We start from the raw sequence: 18,911 nt of genomic DNA, 5'->3' as shown, positions 1-18,911 counted from the left end.
CAGCCTAAGTATCTAGCACTCAATCCAAATCTTACGCCCCCAAGGGATTCAACATTTTCGTGAAAGGGAGTTTAACGAACGTGACACAAAATGGGAAAATTTCCCATTAATAATGAATCCGCTTCACAAATATGGGAGGGTGCCATGCCGGAATTTTCGCTTCATGCCTTGAACGGAGCACAGCCAGTCGACCCAGTTTTCCCCAAGCTGCTTTCAAACCCGCTTGCCTGCCTGACGCCGGAGGACCGCGAGAAATTCCACGAATTCGGTTGGGGAGCTGATGTTGTGCCGCGTCATGCAACGATTTCAGCGGCAATCGCATACTGGCTTCGCGCACAGCCCGACACGATCGCTGTTGAATGCGGTAGTGAAACCATGAGTTATCAGGAACTGGATCAAGCCTCGAACAAGCTGGTTGCGGTCTTGTTTGAGCACGGTGTCAGGCGCGGTGACACCATATGTCTTTATCTTCGCCGGTCGCTCGAAATGGTTGTCGGCATCGTGGCTGCAATGAAACTTGGCGCAGCTTACGTGCCGCAACATGTCGGTGTCGCTCCTGAACAGGGTCTGCGTCACATTGCCAAGGTCACCAACGCCAAAGTGGTTCTCACCCTTGGCGAAATGGCCGGTCAGGTTCCGGTTCAGCCACGGCAGACACTGATTGCGATCGATGATGTGCTCGCCAGCGACACCTCGAGCCCTGAAGCAGCGGATCTTTTCCTGCAGCAGGTTGAACCGGACGATCTGGCGATGATCCTGTTCACATCGGGTACAACAGGCGTCCCGAATGGTGTGCAGGTCACGCATCGAAATCTCGCCAACATTCTGCTGACGGCACCGGGAGGTCTTGGCATGCGCCCGGGGCTGAAGGTCGGCCAGATCCTCTCCATTGCGTTCGACATGGCCGCATGGGAAATCCTTGGTGCCCTTTCCAACGGCGCAACGCTCGTGATCCGAGGCAAATCCATTCAGGAAACAGCTGAGGAGGTCGACATCCTTATCGCGACGCCGTCCATACTCGCATCTCTCGACCACGAGCGCTGCCAAGGGGTGAAGGTCGCAGCGGTCGCCGGCGAGCCTTGCCCGCGTTCGCTGGCAGATACGTGGTCATCATTTTGCATTTTTTACAATTCCTGCGGACCGACCGAAACAACGATTATCAACACTGCAGAGACACATATTCCGGAAAAGGAGGTGCTGTCGATCGGTCGCCCGACACCCAACAACACCGTTTATATTTTGGATGACGATCTGCAGCCCCTCCCGATCGGCGAAAAGGGCGAGATGTGGGCCGGAGGTGACTGTGTAACCGCCGGGTACCTCGCCAACAGGAAACTCACCGACGAGCGGTATCGCCCTGACCCGTTCCAGCCCGGACAAATGATGTTCCGCACCCGGGACCTCGGGCGCTGGAACGAAACCGGTGAACTTGAACATTTCGGCAGGGTCGACGACCTGGTCAAAATCCGGGGGTTCCGGGTAGAACTCGATGGCGTATCGAGCGCGCTGGAACGAGCGGATTGCTGCATTCGCGCGGTCACGCTCAAACTCGATGACCGCAACCTCGTGAGCTTCATCTCGCCGGCAAGCGCCTGTCCCGAAAAAGCAAGGGAACAGGTCAGCGACAGCTTGCCTTATTACTGCATGCCGACGGTCGTGCTGCCCCTGCCCGAACTTCCGCGCACGCCGCGCGGCAAACTGGACAAGCACCTGCTTCACAAACTCGCCCAGACCCATATCGCGGGTAAAAGTGTGGAGTTGAACTGATGACCACGCAAACAACAGATCTTGCCTACGCCGCGCCGAACTGGCGACGGGTGACACGACATCCAGCGTTGATGGAATACCGGCGGCTCTTCGCGATCGTCGCGCTTGCCAATCTGACCGTGCTCGCGGCCGGCCTCCAAAATGGCTATTGGCATGATGGCCAGACCTTTCGCCTGGACAAGATCGCCGACATGGCGCTCATCAATCTCTCCTTGGGCATCTTGATCCGCCAGCAGCGGGTCGTGAATGTCCTTTTCTGGCTGGCAACCCGTATCCCCGTTTCCTGGCCTTTGTGGATCCGCTGGGGAGCCGGCAAAGTCTTTCATTTTGGCGGACTGCACTATGGCGGCACGGTTATTGGCACGCTTTGGTTCGCGTTTTTGCTCTTCGCCATGACCGACGGCTGGCTGTCCGGCAATGCTCAGGTTTCAGGAATCACCTTGGGTTTGAGTAGTCTCATGGTGGCGCTCATGACACTGATGATCCTGACCGCGCTCAGCCGTTTCCGTACAAGGTTCCACAATGCGTTTGAAAAGATTCATCGTTTTGCAGGCTGGACGGTGCTGGCGCTCTTCTGGGCGCAGATAGTCTCGATTTCCGGCGACATGGGCGTTGTTCTGACGAGCACACCGGCCTTCTGGATGCTGTGCCTGATAACCCTTTCCATTGCCTCGCCCTGGCTCACCCTGAAGCGGGTGACTGTCGAAATCGTCAAACCGTCGAACCACGTCGTTCTGGCGCGTTTCAACTACGGCGACACGCCGTTTGCAGGCAGCTCGAACGCAATCAGTCACACGCCCTTCGGTGAGTATCACTCCTTTGCCAACATTCCCGCACCGAACGAACCGGGCTATCGCCTCGCGATCTCCCGTGCGGGAGACTGGACTGGCGCCTTCATAGACAATCCGCCGTCCAAGGTTTGGGTCAAGGGCATCACCACGAGCGGAGTTGCCCGCATCGAGGATCTGTTCAGGAAGGTGGTCTACGTGGGTACAGGGTCCGGCATCGGCCCCATTCTGCCGCATCTTCTAAAAGGAAAGGTTCCAAACCGGCTCATCTGGTCGACCCGTTCGCCGCGAAAGACCTACGGAAATGACCTGATCGACGAAATAGAGGCCCATACGGAAAATCCACTGATCTGGGACACAGTTACCCACGGAAAGCCGGATCTCTCCGCTCTGGCACTTCAGGCCGTGCGTGAAAGCGGGGCAGAAGCGGTCATCGTGATTTCGAACCAGAAACTGACCCGCAAGGTGGTCTACGACATGGAAGCGCTCGGCATACCCGCCTACGGCGCGATCTGGGACAGTTGACATGTTCGAAACAATCGAAACATCCGTCGATGGCCGGGTCGCGACGATCCGGTTGAACCGGCCGAAGCAACTCAACGCCCTAAATTCCCTGGTCATGGTGGAAGTCCTCGCTGCTGCGCAAGCGTTCGACGCAGATCCTCAGATCGGCTGCCTGTTGCTCAGGGGAAACGAACGGGCGTTTGCGGCGGGCGCTGACATCAAGGAGCTCGCCGTCCAGGATTATGCGAGCATGCAGGCAAGCGATTACTTTGCTGACTGGGATCGGTTCGCCGCGCTTCGTATCGCCAAAATCGCCCTCGTCGAGGGTTATGCTCTTGGCGGTGGCTGCGAACTTGCCATGATGTGCGATCTCATTCTGGCAGGTGAAAAGGCACAGTTCGGTCAACCGGAAATCAAGATCGGCTGCATACCGGGCATTGGCGGCACGCAGCGGCTGACAAGGCTGATAGGCAGAACCCGGGCAATGGACATGATCCTGACCGGACGCATGATTGACGCAAGGGAAGCACTGGAAATAGGTCTCGTCAGCCGCGTGATTTCACCGGAAGATCTGGAACGTGAAGTCCGGGACGTTGCGCAGAGCGTGGCGGCAGCCCCAAGAGAAATCGTTCAGATGGCGCGGGCTTGCGTCAACTACGCCGAAAACAGCACGCTGGATGCCGGAATGCGCTATGAGCGCCAGACCTATCATGCCCTTTACGGTTTGCCGGCGCAGCGCGAGGGGATGTCCGCGTTCCTTGAAAAACGGCCACCGCGATTTAACGAGACGTGATCAAACCCAAAAAACAAAGGCCCGGCACTATGCAATTTGCATGAATGCCAGGCCTGAGTGCCCGGTCCGCCCCGGAAACCGAAATATCGCCGGCTCTACCCGTCTTCCCGCCGGAGTGCGGCACCGCGTCTTTTGCCGCGCGCACGTTGATCCGGGTCAAGGACAGGTTCTTGCGCCTGGTGCAAGTAAAGCAACTGAGAAAAACCTCTGCAAGGCAGTTTACAACTCTAGGAAGGTGCATCGGGTCATTTAACTGAATCCAAGTTATGATTTGAGCGGCTTTAGTGGATAAACCTGTTGGAAACGATGCATTGCACGGACTGTGGGGAACGAGGAATTCGCGACATGACCATTGCCAACGAAGAAAAGTGGATCGATAAAGAAAAGACAGGTTTGTCGGAGGCAGCCATGGACATCAACCTCACACTTTCGGCCGACACGATCCGCATGTTCGCGCAGAAGGCGCGTGCGGTCGCATCCGCTCTGCAGGACACATTCGAAGACGGCCATGACGGCGAGGTGGAATTCGACGCGGATTCCCTGGAAGAAGGCCACAACCATGATGGCCTTGCCGAGGAAGAAAGCGACGACCTGTCCGATGAAGAACTGCGCGAGCTGATTGAAGATCTGAACGTGGATGAAGCAGCGGAACTCGTCGCTATAACCTGGATCGGCCGTGGGGATTTTGAAGCCGACGATTTTGATCAGGTCGTCGATGAAGCGCGCGAGCGCGCACTCGGGTCGACAGCCAAATATCTTATCGGCATGCCGCTTTTGGCTGACTACCTGGAAGCCGGTCTCGACGCGCTCGACCTTTGATCATTGCCTCGGCTCTCACCGGCCTGACAACGCTTTCGGCTGAAAAGATGTGTCCTTCACGCACCGCGGAGATAGTTCTTCGAAAGTCCGCGTGAATTTGGCAGCATGTCGCGAAGTTTAGCCTGCCAGGAAAACGGAGAGAGCCTTGGCCCCCTTTCGCGGAGTGTTTACCCAGCAAGAGGCAATACCGGACGAGGCCATCGCCGCGGCGGTCGACGTCATGCGCAGTGGCCGGCTGCACCGGTACAACACAGTCGGCGACGAGTTGAGCCCGGCATCGGAACTTGAGCGCGCATTCGCTGGCTATCAGGGAAGCCGCTATTGCCTTGCCTGTGCCTCTGGCGGCTATGCGATGTCGATCGCCCTCAGGGCAGCGGGTGTTCAACCGGGAGACCGTGTTCTGACGAACAGTTTCACGCTCGCGCCGGTGCCCGGTGCTATCGCAAGTGTTGGAGCCAGACCCGTCTTTGTCGAGATAACCGAAAATCTGATCCTGGATCTTGCGGATCTGCAAGCGAAAATCAGCGAAACGGATACCAAAGTTCTGCTGCTCTCAAGCATGCGCGGACATCTGTGCGACATGGATGCGCTCGTCTCAATCTTGGAGGCACACCGTATTTTGCTGCTCGAGGACTGTGCCCATACGATGGGCGCCAAATGGAAAGGCCGGCTCAGCGGGAACTTCGGACTTGCTGGGTGTTTTTCAACGCAGACCTACAAGCATCTCAATTCCGGCGAAGGCGGATTGCTCACGTCCAACGTCCCGGAGTTTATGGCGCGCGCAACAATGCTGTCCGGCTCCTACATGCTCTACGATCGACATGGCGCGGTTCCGGCAAGCGAGGAGTTTGAGGACATACGGCTTGAAACGGCAAATATGTCCGGACGCATGGACAATCTGGGCGCCGCCGTTTTGTTACCGCAGCTTGCGGCACTGGAAGACAGCATTCGCCGCTGGAATGAACGGTATGATCTCATCGCCCGCCAGTTAAGCGGTTTGGACGCCATTCAGTTGCCTCACCGCCCAGCGGAAGAACGCTACGTGGGAAGTTCCATTCAGTTCCGGCTGCCATCCGTTACACCGGCTCAGGCTCGCGGTTTCCTTGCCGCCAACAAGAACCTTGGCGTTGAACTGAAGTGGTTCGGCGACGACAACCCGGTGGGGTTCACATCCAACCACCACAGCTGGAAATATGTTGATCCACAAAATCTATCGGAAACAGACCAGATCCTCGCGGGCCTTTTCGATATGCGTATTCCGCTGAGTTTCACGCTTGAGGATTGCGTGCATATCAGCCGCATCATCCGTAATACTGTCGAGGAACTCTCTTTGTCCGGGGCTGCCTGATGCTTTCGCGCTGATCCGCGAGAGAACCCTCTCAAGAGCGAAAATCGGGAGAAACACACAGCTTTTCAGGTCGTTATCGACGTCAAGAGGCGACACACTGCTTTGCCGGATGCTCCACACCTTGATGTTTTTCTTGGGAAAACAGAGCTGGATATCAATTCCGGGCTTTTCGCATCACGCGAATTGCCCCACTCTCGCCAAAGTTCATGGTGGGACTAGGGAGTTGAGGGCAATGCTGCAAGACCCGGCGAACCGCGATGCGTTTACCGTTCATCGTCCGTCTCCGTGGCCGTTTGTTGGCGCTATGCTCGCCGCAACAGCTTTGATCACAACATTGGTTGTTGCTTTCAGCAGCTAGAAATACAGATCACTTGAGAAACCGTCCCTGATCCGATAGCGATCGGAAGATGCGTGTTTCTTCAAAAAGTCCCGGATCATCGCCCGGTCGTTTGGCGGTGCTGGACCTCGCCCGTGGCATGGCGGTCGTCGCCATGGCGATCTACCATTTTTCCTGGGATCTCTATTGGTTCGCTTTTGTCGACTGGCCCGTGGCTCAGGGTGCTGGCTGGCGTGCCTTCGCAGCGACGATTGCCGGAAGCTTTCTGTTTCTGGCCGGGGTCAGCCTGGATCTTGCGCATTATACCGGCATCCGTTGGCAGTCCTTCTGGCAGCGATTTGCTGTCATTGCCGCCGCCGCGGCAACCGTCTCCCTGGTGACGTTTTTAACGTTCGGTGAGAATTTCGTGCGGTTCGGGATCCTCCACTGCATTGCGGCTTCGAGTTTGATTTCACTGCCATTTCTGCGATCATCGTTCTGGGCTTCAGGTGCCGCGGCCCTGTTTCTGCTCACTCTCCCACTCTGGGCAAGCTCCGCTGCGTTTGACGGTTCTCTGTGGCTTTGGACAGGTTTGGGGACCCCCGGTTTCGGCAGCGTTGACTATGTGCCCATTGCGCCCTGGGCTGGTATCGCTCTTGCCGGACTGACCCTTTCAAAGGTGTTTCGGAGACTGGAAATCTGGCAACGCCTGTCAGTGTTGTCATTTTCCGGTCGCGCTGGCGCTCTCACAAGACTGATGGGCCGGCATTCCCTGCTCATTTACCTGCTGCACCAGCCCATCCTCTATGGCTTGGTCTGGGCCGCCGTGATGGTCAGCCCGGAAATCGATCGGGAAGGAAATGCGTTCGTCGGCAATTGTTCAGCCGCCTGTTCACAAACGCTTGGGGAGCCGGACCTGTGCGAAGCGGCCTGCAGCTGCACGCTCGATCATCTGAAGTCCGACGGAACCTGGACCATGCTCGTCGTCGAACCTGACGATCAGTCGCTGCGCGAGCGCATGAATGAGCACTACAAGCTCTGTCTGGCCAATCCGGACAGACGTCCGCCAGTCATCGAATAATGTTTGCGGCCCTGGAAAGGGCCCGATCACGCCTTTCACGCGCAAAGCCAAGAAAATCCGTGCGGTCGCTTTCCTGGCGGAGTTGTTCGAGCGCCCAAAGCGCGGAAACAGTGTCGCATTTGACTTTCATGATCTCAAGTTGCCTGGGCGTGGGACAGCGTTGCGCGGAGCCGTTGGCGCGATAAGCTTCAAGCAGCAAGTGCTCCTGTGCACTGGAAAATTCGTGCTCAAGCACCGTGTAAGCAATATCCCATTCAGGTTCCGCCATTGCCGAATATTCCCAGTCAATGAGCCAGAACTTTTCTGATGTCGCGAGACAGTTGCCCGGCGAAAGGTCGCCATGGCTTGGCACCAGAACATTTTGCAACGATCCGGTTTCAAGCGACGCCAACTCGACAAGCGCTTCGTCAAGCGCCCCTACTTCGCGTAAGAGATCAGACCGCGATGACACGGCCTTCTTCTGTGCGTCAATAACCTGATCAGCGCTCAACCGGCCTTTGAAATTGGCACCGGATGCGTGAAGCCGTCCGATGGCCTGCCCGAGGTGCACAGGCAGGTCATCGGGTGCAAGTGCGGCAGGCTCCACCGCACGTGTCAGCAGCACTCCGCTCTCCGGTTCGCAGAAGACTGGCGGCAATCCAATCGAGAGCCTGGCAGCAATGTTGATGTTCCACGCTTCTGAAAAGCGGTCCACCATTCCGGCGGTTTCCGGCCTCGGAAGACGCAGGAAAAAGTACCCTTTGTCGGCCTCCAGTCGATAAACGCGGTTGCTCAAGCCCGCCTGTCGCATCGCTGCCTGGACCGCGCCGCAGATCTCATAAAGCTCGGCGTGCGTTTGAAACGCGTCACGAATATCTGGCGGTACGGCGGTGGAATGTGTCACAAGCGCTGACGTTCGTTTGCTCTTGCTGAAAGTGAAGGCCAGACGCCATGATCGACGTCCCCTCGCCCCATATCATCATTACCTATTGCCGCCAATGCAATTGGCTGCTGAGATCCGCCTGGATGGCACAGGAAATCCTCAGCACCTTTTCCGAGGAAACCGGCGCCGTGACGCTTGTCCCCGGCACCGGCGGCATCTTCGTTATTTCGTGTAACGGCACAGCCGTTTGGGACAGAACTGTCGACGGCGGTTTTCCCGAAGCAAAGGTACTCAAGCAACGCTTGCGAGATCTGCTCTGGCCAGACAAGGATCTGGGGCATTCCGGTGGCAAGGCGGCGGATCGATAACGCAGCGCCGCCCAGACCAGTCTCATCGAGGAAGTGTTTCTTCCATCATGAGTTCGGGCGGCTTTCAACGGAGCTGATCAACAATCCAGCTTGCCGCCATCGCTTCCCGGCTGTCCCGCTCCGGGCAATGTCCGGGCGTGTCATAGACCACCCTTTTGACACTGTTCCCCCGCGCCAGCATTTCGTCCGCATCCTTGAGCGGAATAACGGGATCGTCGTTGGTCAGGATCGCAAATATTGGTGTTTCAATTTTTGGTCCCTCGAACAGTCCTTGCCGCTTCAGGGAGAGTGTCTCGGCAACCGCCGAAATCTCTTCAAAGCCCGCTTCCGGTCGCAAACCGAACCGCGCACGCACACCATCCATGGTGTATTCCGGGAAGTGCGCATAGGCCTGCGGCGGCGCGACCAGAGAGCTGTGTATCGGTCCGCACATGAATATTGCGCCGGCAAGATTAATACCTGGCCGCGCAAGCCAGGCCCTGGCGACGGGATTGCCCCCAAAACTTGCGCCTTGAACGAAAAGATTGTCCGGATCGACCTCCGGAAGCGTTTTCAGATGCTGAAGTGCGGCAACATGCAACTTGTCCAGATCTGGCGAGAAGCGCCATTCAGACGATGCTCCCAGACCGGGCATATCGAGCGACAGCATCCCGATCCCCCTGATCGACAGTTGCTTCTCGAAATAAGGGAGCAGCTCCTCTTTGGCCACATCCGACCCCATGGAGACGACCACGACCGGGGACGGGCTTTCGGACTTCGGCATGTGCAACCAGGCCTTGAAAGAACCGTCTTCGAAGGGCACCTCAATTTTCCTGATTGAAAGAGGGTGGTGCTGCGCCATCAACCCGTAGGCAATCTGCGCCTGTTGCAGCGCTGACCTCTGCGTAGGATCGTCGGTATGGGGAGAAGACGCCCTCAGGAAATAGGCAACCGCTGCCTTGAACTTGCCGACAGCATTCAAGCTGTCACCCGCCTCGGCCAAAGCACGGCCTTCTGACAGCGCCTTTTCACCAGCGGCGACCCACTCTGCAATCCAGCTGCCTTCGCCCTGATAGGACGGATCATCGGGCAGGCTTCTTGCAGACCCTGTCGTCGCGATCCGTGTCAGGACCGCTTCGATGTCTGCTCGTTCTCCACCGATGTGCACCCAGCTGTCCGGCTCGACCGGATGGTACCAGGTTCCTTCTTCGGGAGCCCGAAAGCGTGTGCCGTCAATCTCCTGTGCCCCAAGCGGCATAACGCCGAGATACATCGCCGCAAACAGAGCAGCACCACCGACTCCATAGTCAAAACGCATCACATCCTCCTTATTGTCAACCTTGATTGACAATTGACAATGTGATGGACCGCTCGGAGACTGTCAAGCATGGATGACAAAAAACCGACTCACCCCGCATTCACCAACATTCGTGGATTGGTTTCTGACGCTAATGAATACCTCGATCAGCGCATGGTTGAGCTGCGCAAAGGGACCGGCCTCGATGCTGCAAGGCCTGCCGACGCCAACATATTCATGATGATCAGCCGTCATCCGCGCACAATCTCAGAGCTCGCCCGGGACAAGGGTGTCAGCCGTCAGGCGGTGCACGCCGCCGTTTCAAGACTTGTCGACCTTGGTGCTCTCAGACTGGAGCCTGTTCCCGGCAACAAAAGGGACAAATTGCCGGTACCGACCGAGATCGGCAACCAGGCCAGGCAAAAGGCAGGGGCCTTGCTGCGCGAACTGGAAGGAGAACTGGAAACAGCAATGGGCAAGGACGATCTCGAAACCTTGCGATCCCTTCTCGTAAAGCTGCTCAAGGCGACCAAAAAGCATGACGACGAATGTCAGGAAGAAAGCTGAAGGGGTAGTCAATAGCATCCACCTTCAATCGAAGACACTCGATTTACGCCAGCAACAAGACAGACCGTATTGTCTCCGCAACAATTTGGTTTGATCAAAACTTGGACGGTCAGGCCGAAGCAGGTTTCCGAAATCTGATCCTCCGGAAGCAGATGCCTGCCGCTCGCCTTAAAATTCTACCTAGAGGAATGATACATACAATCGTGTTTCTGTGCACTTGGACATGGTGACAGGTTTTAGTTGTACACTTTGAGGAAATTAGGTGCTGTAATAATGCGTTCTTATTTACCGGAGAATTGTAATACTTCTACAATTTCCAAAGGATTTTCCATATTATGCGATTGGCGTTATTTCTGAAAATATTGGCTGGCGTTGCCTGCGTTGTGGTTTTGGTTGTTGCAGTCGTTTTCTATTTGACCTCTGGCATCACGAAAGTAGGAGACGACTTCTTCGCTGCGGTGGCTTCCGGAGACATTGATGAAGCCTACGGCTATCTGGCGAAGGACTTCCAGGCCGGAACAGACATGTCCCAGCTCGTCGCCTTTCTTGCCTCGACCAATATGGATGATGCGAGTGAAACGAGCTGGAGCAACCGTTCCGTTACCGTCAGCACCGGAACGCTCGTCGGCACGCTGACGTCGAATGACGGCAGGCGTATCCCCATCGAGGTCGATCTCGTCAAGGAAAACGGCCAGTGGAAGATATACGCGATCCACACCGAGGCCTCCGGTCCGAGCGAGACGGCTGGGGACTTGCCCTCAGAAGGACAGCAAGTGGCTCTTGTCAATGCATCCATTGCAGCTTTCGTCGATTCAGCCGTTGCAAAAGACATGACCGGTTTTCACGACCATATTTCCCGCCTATGGGCCGGGCAGTTCAGCGTCGCTCAACTGGATGAGGCCTATGCCAGTATTTTCACGTTGGGCCCCGGGGTACAAACCCTCAAGCAGCTCGCGCCGGTCTTCAGCGAACCCGCGTCTCTTTCCGGCGAAGGTGTCATGGAAATCAAGGGTTACTACCCGACCCAACCAGACCGTTTCTGGTTCGGCGTCAAATATGTCTACGAAGGAACGGGTTGGAAACTGTTGGGCTTTTCCTTTGATATCAAATAGCGTTCATCGTCTCTTGAAGGCTGCCGCGGTTCAGACTTCAACGCCCGAGACCGGGCGTTGATCAAGCATCTCAAAAAATCAACCTTCACGATTCAATCGATCATTCTCAGGCATCAACAGATTGAGACGTCTGGTCCCGGTCAGCAAAAACCTCACGCGCTGCGTTCAGTCCATTGATCGCAGCCGGCAGTCCGCCGTAGACCGCCATCTGCCAAATCGCCTCGACGATTTCCACACGGCTCGCGCCCGCAGCAAGCGTGTGTTCGATGTTGACCTTCAGTTGCGGCGCCGTCTGCCCGCCCAGCACCGTGAGTGCTGCAATCGTGCAGAGCTGCCGCGTCTTCAGATCGAGCCCCGGCCGCGCATAATGTCGCCCGTAGCCCCACTCCACGAGACTCTCCGTGAAGCCTGGCAGCAAATCGTCGTATCGGGACCGGAGGGTTGTTTCCAGATCAGGATTGAGGCGGTGCGCTATTTCCCGCCCGCGTTTCAGTGCTTCGCTCATCGGTCTTGCCTTTCGAACATGTTTGCGCGCCGTGTTCGGTCCGGGCACAGTTTTCAAAGGCTGGGTCGACAGCTTCGCCGGCCTCCATCCTTTTGTAGAGTTCGATTTTTTCGTCCAGCACCGTTAGCATCTCGGTCAGACGCGCCAAGTCGTCCGACATCTTTACCCGATGGCTCTCGAGCATCTTTCTGCGCTCGGTCAGGGAAGCTGCGCCTTTTGTACGCAGATCCGCGTACCGCAAGCGGTTTTTGATCCCCATCCCGGTCGATTTGAGCCTGGCAAGAAAATCGATCCAGCGCAGAACCGTCTCGTCATAGACACGGCGTCCGCCACCGTCGCGAGGCGGTTTCGGCAAGAGACCGATCTTCTCGTAGTAACGCAGCGTGTCGGTTGAAAGTCCCGACTTTTCAGCAAGATCACCAATCCGCATGACTGTCTCCGAACAGAACGATCTGCTTCACATACACGTTGGAGCGCACTCCAGGTCAAGAGCCTTTCCTGTCCGGTTTACCCCTATACCGGTTTTTGAGCTGATCCCAGGTCAGCAGACTTGTCATTCCGGCTGAAGTGCAGCGGAATGCCGGAACCCAGTAAACTCTTGTTTTGCAGCCCTATTCTTCCCTCGGCCACACAGGGGACTGGATCCCGGTCTTGCCGTTTGCGCGTCAAACCGGGACGACAATTCCGGGAAAAAATCACCGTCCCGATTGGCGGCGCACGAAGTTTTATGGCTCTGTCAAAGACGAACCCGATTGCACTTCCTGAACCGGACAGCATTGGACAAGACCCGGATGTCGGAAATCGGCAACAGATGTCCGCGTTTTTGATTGATTGACCAATCAAAAACCAGCTACGCTTTCAGAAACTCAGATCCAGCCACGGGGAATGCCATGACCTCTCGCAAGAATATCCTGATCCTGATGGTGGATCAGCTGAACGGCACCCTGTTTCCGGATGGCCCTGCCGACTTTCTGCACGCGCCGAACCTGAAGAACCTTGCCGCGCGGTCGGTACGGTTCCAGAACACCTACACAGCCTCGCCGCTTTGCGCTCCGGGCCGGGCCAGTTTCATGTCGGGTCAATTGCCGCGCCGCACGGGCGTCTATGACAACGCGGCGGAATTCGCCTCGGATATTCCGACCTATGCCCATCACCTTCGCCGGGCCGGCTACACAACTTGCCTTTCCGGCAAGATGCATTTCGTCGGACCGGACCAGATGCATGGCTTCGAGGAGCGGCTGACCACGGACATCTATCCAGCCGATTTCGGCTGGACTCCCGACTATCGCAAACCGGGAGAGCGCATCGACTGGTGGTACCACAACATGGGCTCGGTGACAGGCGCCGGTGTCGCTGAAATCTCGAACCAGATGGAATATGACGACGACGTCGCCTTCCAGGCTGTTCGGAAGATCTATGACTATGGCCGCGGCAAGTATGACCGTCCCTTCTGCCTCACCGCCAGCTTCACACACCCTCATGATCCCTATGTCGCGCGGAAGAAGTACTGGGATCTCTACGAGGGCTGTGAACACCTGCTGCCGGAAATCCCGGCAATGGACTACGAGGATCACGACCCTCATTCCAAGCGTATTTTCGATGCCAACGACTGGCGCAGTTTCAACATAACCGGAGAAGATATCCGTCGCTCTCGCCGTGCTTACTTCGCCAATATCTCGTATCTCGACGACAAGATCGGCGAAATCCTTCACGCGCTCGAGGCAATGCAGCTGGCAGACGACACGACAATCCTGTTCGTCTCCGACCACGGTGACATGCTGGGAGAGAGAGGTCTCTGGTTCAAGATGACCTTCTTTGAAGGATCTTCGCGCGTGCCACTGATGATCTGCGACAAGGACCTTTCCCCGAAGCATATCAGCACACCTGTCAGCACGCTCGACGTATTGCCGACCGCCTGCGATCTTGTCGGCATCGACATGAGCGAAATCATGCCATGGACTGATGGTGACAGCCTGTTGCCACTCGCAAACGGAGAAGAGCGGATATCACCGGTCCTTATGGAATACGCCGCCGAAGCTTCCTACGCCCCGCTGGTGGGCATCCGCGAGGGAGACTGGAAATACATTCACTGCGAGCTGGATCCGCCGCAACTCTTCAATCTTGCCGACGATCCTTACGAGCTTGAAAATCTCGCTGGCGATCCGGCCTATACCGACGCCTGCGAGCGGTTTGCCGACGCTGTCCGGGCACGTTGGGACATGAGCGCCTTCGACGCGGAGGTCCGTCAGTCCCAGGCCCGCCGCTGGATCGTCTACGAAGCCCTTCGCAACGGCGCCTTTTTTCCGTGGGACTACCAGCCCCTCCAGAAAGCCTCCGAACGCTACATGCGCAACCATATGGATCTCAATGAGGTCGAGGAAGGACAGCGGTTTCCGAGGGGGGAGTGACGTATTCGCCTATTCGGCAAATGCCTCGAGACCGATCGGAAACTCAGCACCGGTTTTCGATGCTTCCTGGCCAACCTTTTCGAAGAGTGTCACGCGACTTTCCGAAAAAGTCGGTGCCGCCGCGCCCATAGCCATGGCAAGCCGTTCCAGACCGAGGCCACCACCGACGCCTCCACCTGACGACGGTTCAGCCAGACTGATCTCACCGATCTCCAGGTAACCGGGGAGCGGATAGGACAGCTCGCCTGTTGTCCCCGCTCCGATCGGGTAATGAATGCTGACGGTCGCAAAGCCCTTCGTATCAGGATGGCCCGCAGGCGCGAAAAAGCCTGACCCGTCACCAGCCGCCTGGGCCTCGGAAAGATCCCTTTTTACAAACCGACCCTTTTGAAGAAGCGGCTCCGCATTGAAATACGGATCGAACACCTGCGTGGATACGAACACCAGCTTATCCGGGTCGATTTTCACACTATCCATGAGATAGCCGAGGAGCTGGCCGAGCGCGTCTCCCGGTCCCGCCCCGCCCGGCAAATTGAGAACCATGATGTGAAACAGCGCGAGGACGCCGGGCTCCGATGACTTTCCGCCGTCCTCAATGCGGCAGGCCGGCTGAACGCACATGGAGGAAGCGTCGGGATAGGACGGTCGCGTGTCGTCATATCTGAGCCCTCCATTAAACCCAACGCCTGTTATCAAGGGGAGCGGGTCGAGGACTTGCACACCCTGGTTTGAGAAGTGCTGAATAAAACCCGTCGAAGAGGTGGCTGCCGCGTTTGCCGAAGGTCCGGGCAGCATCATTCCCAAACTGCCGGCAGCTGCAAGGCTCATCAGACGTCTTCGGTCGAGTTCCATCATTGTCTCCTTCGCTTCGACAGGAACAGGCCAACCTTATCCGCGCGGCAAGGAGCTTGTAAAACCTCCTCGCAGCTTCGCCGCAGCAACTTCTGAAAAAAGGTCTCACGGTCTTCCTAAAACTTGCATGCGCGGCCTAACCGCGCATTAACCCAGACTCGCAAAACACGGCCATTCACGCCAGTTGCAAACCTCGTTTTCACCGTCGGCATGTCATCACTCTCCAGGGTAAGGGACTTCTGTGAACAAGGAGCCGGGGCGTGAAACGGGACAGGCAAACCAGGAATACATCGATGAAGCAGGGTGAGGAGACGGTGCAAAAGGTTCGCCTGCGTCACCTCGCATACGCATCGATTTCAATGCTTCTGGCCGGCGGCGTCTTTGCCATGGTCTATCTCTTCATCAGCACCACACACCGCGCAGATCAGCTTGCCTTGCGTCACGAGCGCGCCCTGGTTACCGAGGCTCTGGAGCACAGTCTCGAGCTGGAAGCGCGGCATCAGACCTTCATCGCGGTCAACGACAAGACAGCGCGTGAAGTGCAGATTGACGACCGGATCGACGATGCATTTGCCCATGAAATCGCCCGGCAGATGTGGCTCGACTTCCATCATGACTGGACGTTGATCGTGGACGGTCACAACAAGGCCATCTTGGTTGCCGCTGAAGACGAGATTGTTCCGCCCGCTGCTGGCCAGGAGATCCTCGATGCAACCCGTGACCTCGTCGCCAAGGCCAGGATCGGCTACCAGGCCGTGCGCCGCCCGGCCGCGGAAGGTTACAAGGTCAAATACGTCGAAAAAGGCGAACTCGCCCCGATCTACGCGACCGATGTCCGCGACGTCGCCGGAAAACCGGCTCTCGTCAGCGCCATGGCCATTGTGCCTGAATCCGATGATCTGTCGCTGCCGGACGGACCTCCGGGTGTCATCGTGTCCGTTGCCCTGATCGAAGAAGCTTTTCTGTCCGAAATCGGCGAGACCTTGCTCTTGCAGGATTTCATCTATGTCGCGGGCGAGGACCATCACGCTGCAAGCGTTCCCGTCGCGGTCCACGGCCACAAGCCGATCGGATATTTTGAGTGGACGAGCGAAGCGCCTGGCAGCAAGATCCGTAACGCCATCGGACCCATTGCAGCCGTGCTCGTGCTGGTGTTTGTCGCGATTGGCGTGTTTTTCGCGCGTAAGCTGGCACAGAAATCGCGGGCACTGGAGGACAGCGAGTCCCTTAACCGGCGCATGGCAACCCATGACCTGATGACGGGGCTCGCCAACCGTCCGCACTTTCACAATGCCTTCGAGCGAGCCATCGCCCAGTGCCACACCACTCCCTGCGCCGTCATGGCGATCGATCTCGATCGCTTCAAGGCGGTCAACGACACGTTCGGGCACGAGGCCGGTGACATGGTGATCCGACAGGCAGCCCATCGCCTGCGTACCGTTTTGTCAAAGCACGCCCTGATTGCCAGAACCGGCGGCGACGAGTTCATGGCGCTCCTGACCGGCCCTGTTGATGAGAACCGCATGCGCTGGCTATGCGACATGCTGATCGAGGCAATTGCACAGCCCATTCCTGTCTCAGGCGGCCTCGCGCAGATTGGCGTCAGCATAGGCTGGGCAACCGCGCCAAAACACGCCGACACGGCCTCACACCTGCTTGCTCTCGCCGACCAGGCGCTTTACTGCGCCAAGGAAAACGGACGCAACATGGCGGTCTGCATCGAGGATCTCTATAGACGGCAGCAACCAACCGTGGTTGCCGACAGACGCCAGCAGGGCCAACGGTCGGCTTAAGGCGAGAACGGGGTCATACTATCCCGGCAAATAACATCGTTCCGGTTTACCAGTTGGCCCGGGTGCCGCGCACGTCGACATGCACAAATGTGTTGTAGACACCGATCCCGCCTTCAAACAGACCGGATGCACGTATCGCCTTCATACGGCTTGCCCAATCGGACGTTCCGCCTGCACCGCCGCCGGCAACTTTGAAGTCGGCCGCGGTAAACGCCATGTGCTGACTGCGCGTCGCCCCTCCGATCTTGGCGTTATAGGCCGGGCTTCGATATACGCTGGTGAGGACGACCGGCAGACCAATCTGGTCTCTGAATTCATCCAGGGCCCGGGCCAGCGGCAACACATTCTCCCACAGATGCTCGGGTGGATCCGTATTCAGACCATTGCTTGAATGCGAACCGCCCTTGATCAGAAATTCGTGCCACTTGAAATGCCTGATATCGGGAAGGTTTTCGTCAAAGAAAGCCTGAAAAAGATGTTCCGGCGGGACGTTGTCATCAATGTTCGGCTGATTATTGTCGACGACGGCACTGACATCCGCATCGGAGTCAGGCTGGTTTTGCTCGTCCTCGCTGGTGAGGTCCAGCTTCAGGTCGACATGGCCGTTTTCATGCAGGAATTTCAGAAAGGTCGCACACCCGCACTGCTTGGAGACAGCCGTCTTGCTGAAAACACCGTCTCCGACGTATTTGCCTTTGTCGTAGATCGACGAAAAGCTCCACAGATAGGGTGTCGGCAAGCGTTTTTTCCGGTATCCCCAACCGTTGTAGCGCTCCCAGCGCCAGAGTGCCCTGGGTAAGGACCAATCCTTCAACCCGGCGAGTTTCTGGTGGCGCAAGGCATCCTGCGCACTTGCTTCCCAGGAATTCGGCGGGTTCCATTTCTTCGGCTTGCCCGAAGGAACACGAAACGTCCGCTTTTTCAGTGGATCGCCGTTGTGGAGGTGCGTCGAAAAATTATAAGTCGATTCCAGAAGGTGGATCCCGGCGATGAACCACCACGGAATGCCGAGCGGCGTGCCCACGGCTTCATAGCGCGACTGGTTGCCAACGGCCTTAAGCGCAAACTTCTTGATGAGGGCCTCGCGGTCGTTCTTGTAGCCCGCCGAGACGAAGAACCTGACATATTCATCCGCGATTTCGGCAAATTCCCGGCTGGTCGAGGTCTTTGGTGCAACCAGGATCTTGTCCGGCACAATGTCGTCGGGAATGGATACCGGATCGATCACCGGCGCCAGTTTCTTTTCGTCGTCCTCCAGGTCCTCGGCCTGCTCTTCCGAGTTATGGGTTTTGCGCAGACCCTCGTCGTCGTGGAACAGGCGCAGCGCTTCGGAAAGCCGGTTGTTGAGAGCGGCCAGCGCCGGTGCCGCGTCAGGATCCCTGTCCGCAGTGATTTTAAAAAAACTCGTGTCCAGATCGTCGATCGACTTGAGAATGTTCTCGGTCACGTTCAAAAAGCGGCGCGTTCCGGCCCGAAATCCCGCCACACTCTCAAGCAGCCGCTTTCCGAGCAGTTCATTGGCAAACTTCTGTATCGCGACAACTTCTTCAATTGACTGCGCCTGATCAATCAGATCAATCAGATTGGCCGCCGACAATTCATTATTGAGTTTTGCAAGCACTTCTTCTGGTGAATCCATGGCAACCCCCTCTGAAAAACGCCTCGGGCGGACACTTTGAGACGTCTCTCCCGGAGCTGACCTAAAGTAAACGCGAAGTGGCGCAAGCAATACAAGTGTTTGAAAATTCAAAA

17 protein-coding genes are annotated in these 18,911 nt (G+C 57.0%); 11 read left to right on the top strand and 6 right to left on the bottom strand.

Annotated features, from left to right (window positions below):
• Positions 1-144: 144 nt before the first annotated feature.
• The 6 genes from Q0915_RS02605 to Q0915_RS02580 all read left to right on the top strand — a co-directional run bounded on the left by Q0915_RS02605 (position 145) and on the right by Q0915_RS02580 (position 7,416).
• Entirely contained in the window at positions 145-1,767 is a 1,623-nt protein-coding gene (locus tag Q0915_RS02605) for an AMP-binding protein (protein WP_299472960.1), read from the top strand.
• Positions 1,767-3,080: a hypothetical protein gene (locus tag Q0915_RS02600; RefSeq protein ID WP_299472958.1), complete on the top strand. Its 1,314-nt coding sequence runs from the start codon at positions 1,767-1,769 to the stop codon at positions 3,078-3,080. The genes Q0915_RS02605 and Q0915_RS02600 overlap by 1 nt, the downstream gene beginning before the upstream one ends.
• A 1-nt stretch (position 3,081) precedes the next feature.
• Positions 3,082-3,852, top strand: a complete 771-nt coding sequence (locus Q0915_RS02595; RefSeq protein ID WP_299472956.1) for an enoyl-CoA hydratase-related protein — start codon at positions 3,082-3,084, stop codon at positions 3,850-3,852.
• A gap of 345 nt (positions 3,853-4,197) precedes the next feature.
• The gene (locus Q0915_RS02590) at positions 4,198-4,671 is read left to right on the top strand and encodes a DUF3775 domain-containing protein (protein ID WP_299472954.1); all 474 of its coding nucleotides are present in this window, start codon (positions 4,198-4,200) and stop codon (positions 4,669-4,671) included.
• Between the two features lie 145 nt (positions 4,672-4,816).
• Positions 4,817-6,019, top strand: coding sequence for an aminotransferase class I/II-fold pyridoxal phosphate-dependent enzyme (locus Q0915_RS02585; protein WP_299472952.1), 1,203 nt, complete (start codon positions 4,817-4,819; stop codon positions 6,017-6,019).
• Between the two features lie 407 nt (positions 6,020-6,426).
• Entirely contained in the window at positions 6,427-7,416 is a 990-nt protein-coding gene (locus Q0915_RS02580) for a heparan-alpha-glucosaminide N-acetyltransferase (RefSeq protein WP_299472950.1), read from the top strand.
• Here the strand turns inward: Q0915_RS02580 and Q0915_RS02575 are convergent.
• Complete coding sequence (locus tag Q0915_RS02575; RefSeq protein ID WP_299472948.1) at positions 7,406-8,299, bottom strand: choline/ethanolamine kinase family protein; 894 nt, start codon at positions 8,297-8,299, stop codon at positions 7,406-7,408. The two genes, Q0915_RS02580 and Q0915_RS02575, sit on opposite strands and share 11 nt — an antisense overlap.
• 47 nt (positions 8,300-8,346) lie before the next feature.
• Here Q0915_RS02575 and Q0915_RS02570 point away from each other — a divergent pair, with 47 nt between their 5' ends.
• On the top strand, positions 8,347-8,646 hold the full coding sequence (locus Q0915_RS02570) for a SelT/SelW/SelH family protein (RefSeq protein WP_299472946.1): 300 nt from the start codon (positions 8,347-8,349) through the stop codon (positions 8,644-8,646).
• 64 nt (positions 8,647-8,710) lie between these two features.
• Here Q0915_RS02570 and Q0915_RS02565 read toward each other — a convergent pair whose 3' ends face one another.
• A complete protein-coding gene (locus Q0915_RS02565; RefSeq protein WP_299472944.1) occupies positions 8,711-9,943 on the bottom strand; it encodes an alpha/beta hydrolase in 1,233 nt (410 codons plus the stop codon).
• 69 nt (positions 9,944-10,012) lie between these two features.
• On the opposite strand from Q0915_RS02565, the gene Q0915_RS02560 reads away from it, so the two are divergent.
• Together Q0915_RS02560 and Q0915_RS02555 are read left to right on the top strand one after the other, a co-directional pair.
• A complete protein-coding gene (locus tag Q0915_RS02560; RefSeq protein ID WP_299472942.1) occupies positions 10,013-10,489 on the top strand; it encodes a helix-turn-helix domain-containing protein in 477 nt (158 codons plus the stop codon).
• Positions 10,490-10,824: 335 nt separating this feature from the next.
• Positions 10,825-11,601: a hypothetical protein gene (locus Q0915_RS02555; RefSeq protein ID WP_299472940.1), complete on the top strand. Its 777-nt coding sequence runs from the start codon at positions 10,825-10,827 to the stop codon at positions 11,599-11,601.
• 106 nt (positions 11,602-11,707) lie between these two features.
• Here Q0915_RS02555 and Q0915_RS02550 read toward each other — a convergent pair whose 3' ends face one another.
• On the bottom strand, positions 11,708-12,106 hold the full coding sequence (locus Q0915_RS02550) for a carboxymuconolactone decarboxylase family protein (RefSeq protein ID WP_299472938.1): 399 nt from the start codon (positions 12,104-12,106) through the stop codon (positions 11,708-11,710).
• A complete protein-coding gene (locus Q0915_RS02545; RefSeq protein WP_299472936.1) occupies positions 12,054-12,536 on the bottom strand; it encodes a MerR family transcriptional regulator in 483 nt (160 codons plus the stop codon). The genes Q0915_RS02550 and Q0915_RS02545 overlap by 53 nt, the downstream gene beginning before the upstream one ends.
• A 460-nt stretch (positions 12,537-12,996) precedes the next feature.
• Between Q0915_RS02545 and betC the strand changes: the two genes are divergently transcribed.
• Complete coding sequence (gene betC / locus Q0915_RS02540) at positions 12,997-14,514, top strand: choline-sulfatase (RefSeq protein ID WP_299472934.1); 1,518 nt, start codon at positions 12,997-12,999, stop codon at positions 14,512-14,514.
• Positions 14,515-14,523: 9 nt separating this feature from the next.
• On the opposite strand, the gene Q0915_RS02535 is transcribed toward betC, so the two are convergent.
• Positions 14,524-15,366 carry a hypothetical protein gene (locus tag Q0915_RS02535; RefSeq protein ID WP_299472932.1) on the bottom strand — a complete coding sequence of 281 codons (843 nt, stop codon included), beginning with the start codon at positions 15,364-15,366 and terminating at the stop codon, positions 14,524-14,526.
• 293 nt (positions 15,367-15,659) lie between these two features.
• Here Q0915_RS02535 and Q0915_RS02530 point away from each other — a divergent pair, with 293 nt between their 5' ends.
• On the top strand, positions 15,660-17,159 hold the full coding sequence (locus tag Q0915_RS02530; RefSeq protein WP_299472930.1) for a diguanylate cyclase: 1,500 nt from the start codon (positions 15,660-15,662) through the stop codon (positions 17,157-17,159).
• A gap of 46 nt (positions 17,160-17,205) precedes the next feature.
• Here the strand turns inward: Q0915_RS02530 and Q0915_RS02525 are convergent, their stop codons facing one another.
• Positions 17,206-18,798: a D-Ala-D-Ala carboxypeptidase family metallohydrolase gene (locus Q0915_RS02525; RefSeq protein ID WP_299472928.1), complete on the bottom strand. Its 1,593-nt coding sequence runs from the start codon at positions 18,796-18,798 to the stop codon at positions 17,206-17,208.
• Between the last annotated feature and the right edge of the window lie 113 nt (positions 18,799-18,911).

The sequence above is a fragment of the uncultured Roseibium sp. genome, from assembly GCF_947494555.1.
Taxonomy (GTDB): Bacteria; Pseudomonadota; Alphaproteobacteria; order Rhizobiales; family Stappiaceae; genus Roseibium.
The sequence above is the reverse complement of the archived record's forward strand: the minus strand, read 5'-3'. Positions and strand labels throughout refer to the sequence as shown.

What these genes read in the sequence shown, in the direction of transcription:
- Q0915_RS02560 (WP_299472942.1), top strand. Translation starts at nt 10,013, where the DNA reads ATGGATGACAAAAAACCGACTCACCCCGCATTCACCAACATTCGTGGA.
- Q0915_RS02525 (WP_299472928.1), bottom strand. Translation starts at nt 18,798, where the DNA reads ATGGATTCACCAGAAGAAGTGCTTGCAAAACTCAATAATGAATTGTCG.
- Q0915_RS02555 (WP_299472940.1), top strand. Translation starts at nt 10,825, where the DNA reads ATGCGATTGGCGTTATTTCTGAAAATATTGGCTGGCGTTGCCTGCGTT.
- betC (WP_299472934.1), top strand. Translation starts at nt 12,997, where the DNA reads ATGACCTCTCGCAAGAATATCCTGATCCTGATGGTGGATCAGCTGAAC.
- Q0915_RS02565 (WP_299472944.1), bottom strand. Translation starts at nt 9,943, where the DNA reads ATGCGTTTTGACTATGGAGTCGGTGGTGCTGCTCTGTTTGCGGCGATG.
- Q0915_RS02590 (WP_299472954.1), top strand. Translation starts at nt 4,198, where the DNA reads ATGACCATTGCCAACGAAGAAAAGTGGATCGATAAAGAAAAGACAGGT.
- Q0915_RS02605 (WP_299472960.1), top strand. Translation starts at nt 145, where the DNA reads ATGCCGGAATTTTCGCTTCATGCCTTGAACGGAGCACAGCCAGTCGAC.
- Q0915_RS02545 (WP_299472936.1), bottom strand. Translation starts at nt 12,536, where the DNA reads ATGCGGATTGGTGATCTTGCTGAAAAGTCGGGACTTTCAACCGACACG.
- Q0915_RS02550 (WP_299472938.1), bottom strand. Translation starts at nt 12,106, where the DNA reads ATGAGCGAAGCACTGAAACGCGGGCGGGAAATAGCGCACCGCCTCAAT.
- Q0915_RS02595 (WP_299472956.1), top strand. Translation starts at nt 3,082, where the DNA reads ATGTTCGAAACAATCGAAACATCCGTCGATGGCCGGGTCGCGACGATC.
- Q0915_RS02530 (WP_299472930.1), top strand. Translation starts at nt 15,660, where the DNA reads ATGAAGCAGGGTGAGGAGACGGTGCAAAAGGTTCGCCTGCGTCACCTC.
- Q0915_RS02580 (WP_299472950.1), top strand. Translation starts at nt 6,427, where the DNA reads ATGCGTGTTTCTTCAAAAAGTCCCGGATCATCGCCCGGTCGTTTGGCG.
- Q0915_RS02600 (WP_299472958.1), top strand. Translation starts at nt 1,767, where the DNA reads ATGACCACGCAAACAACAGATCTTGCCTACGCCGCGCCGAACTGGCGA.
- Q0915_RS02570 (WP_299472946.1), top strand. Translation starts at nt 8,347, where the DNA reads ATGATCGACGTCCCCTCGCCCCATATCATCATTACCTATTGCCGCCAA.
- Q0915_RS02535 (WP_299472932.1), bottom strand. Translation starts at nt 15,366, where the DNA reads ATGGAACTCGACCGAAGACGTCTGATGAGCCTTGCAGCTGCCGGCAGT.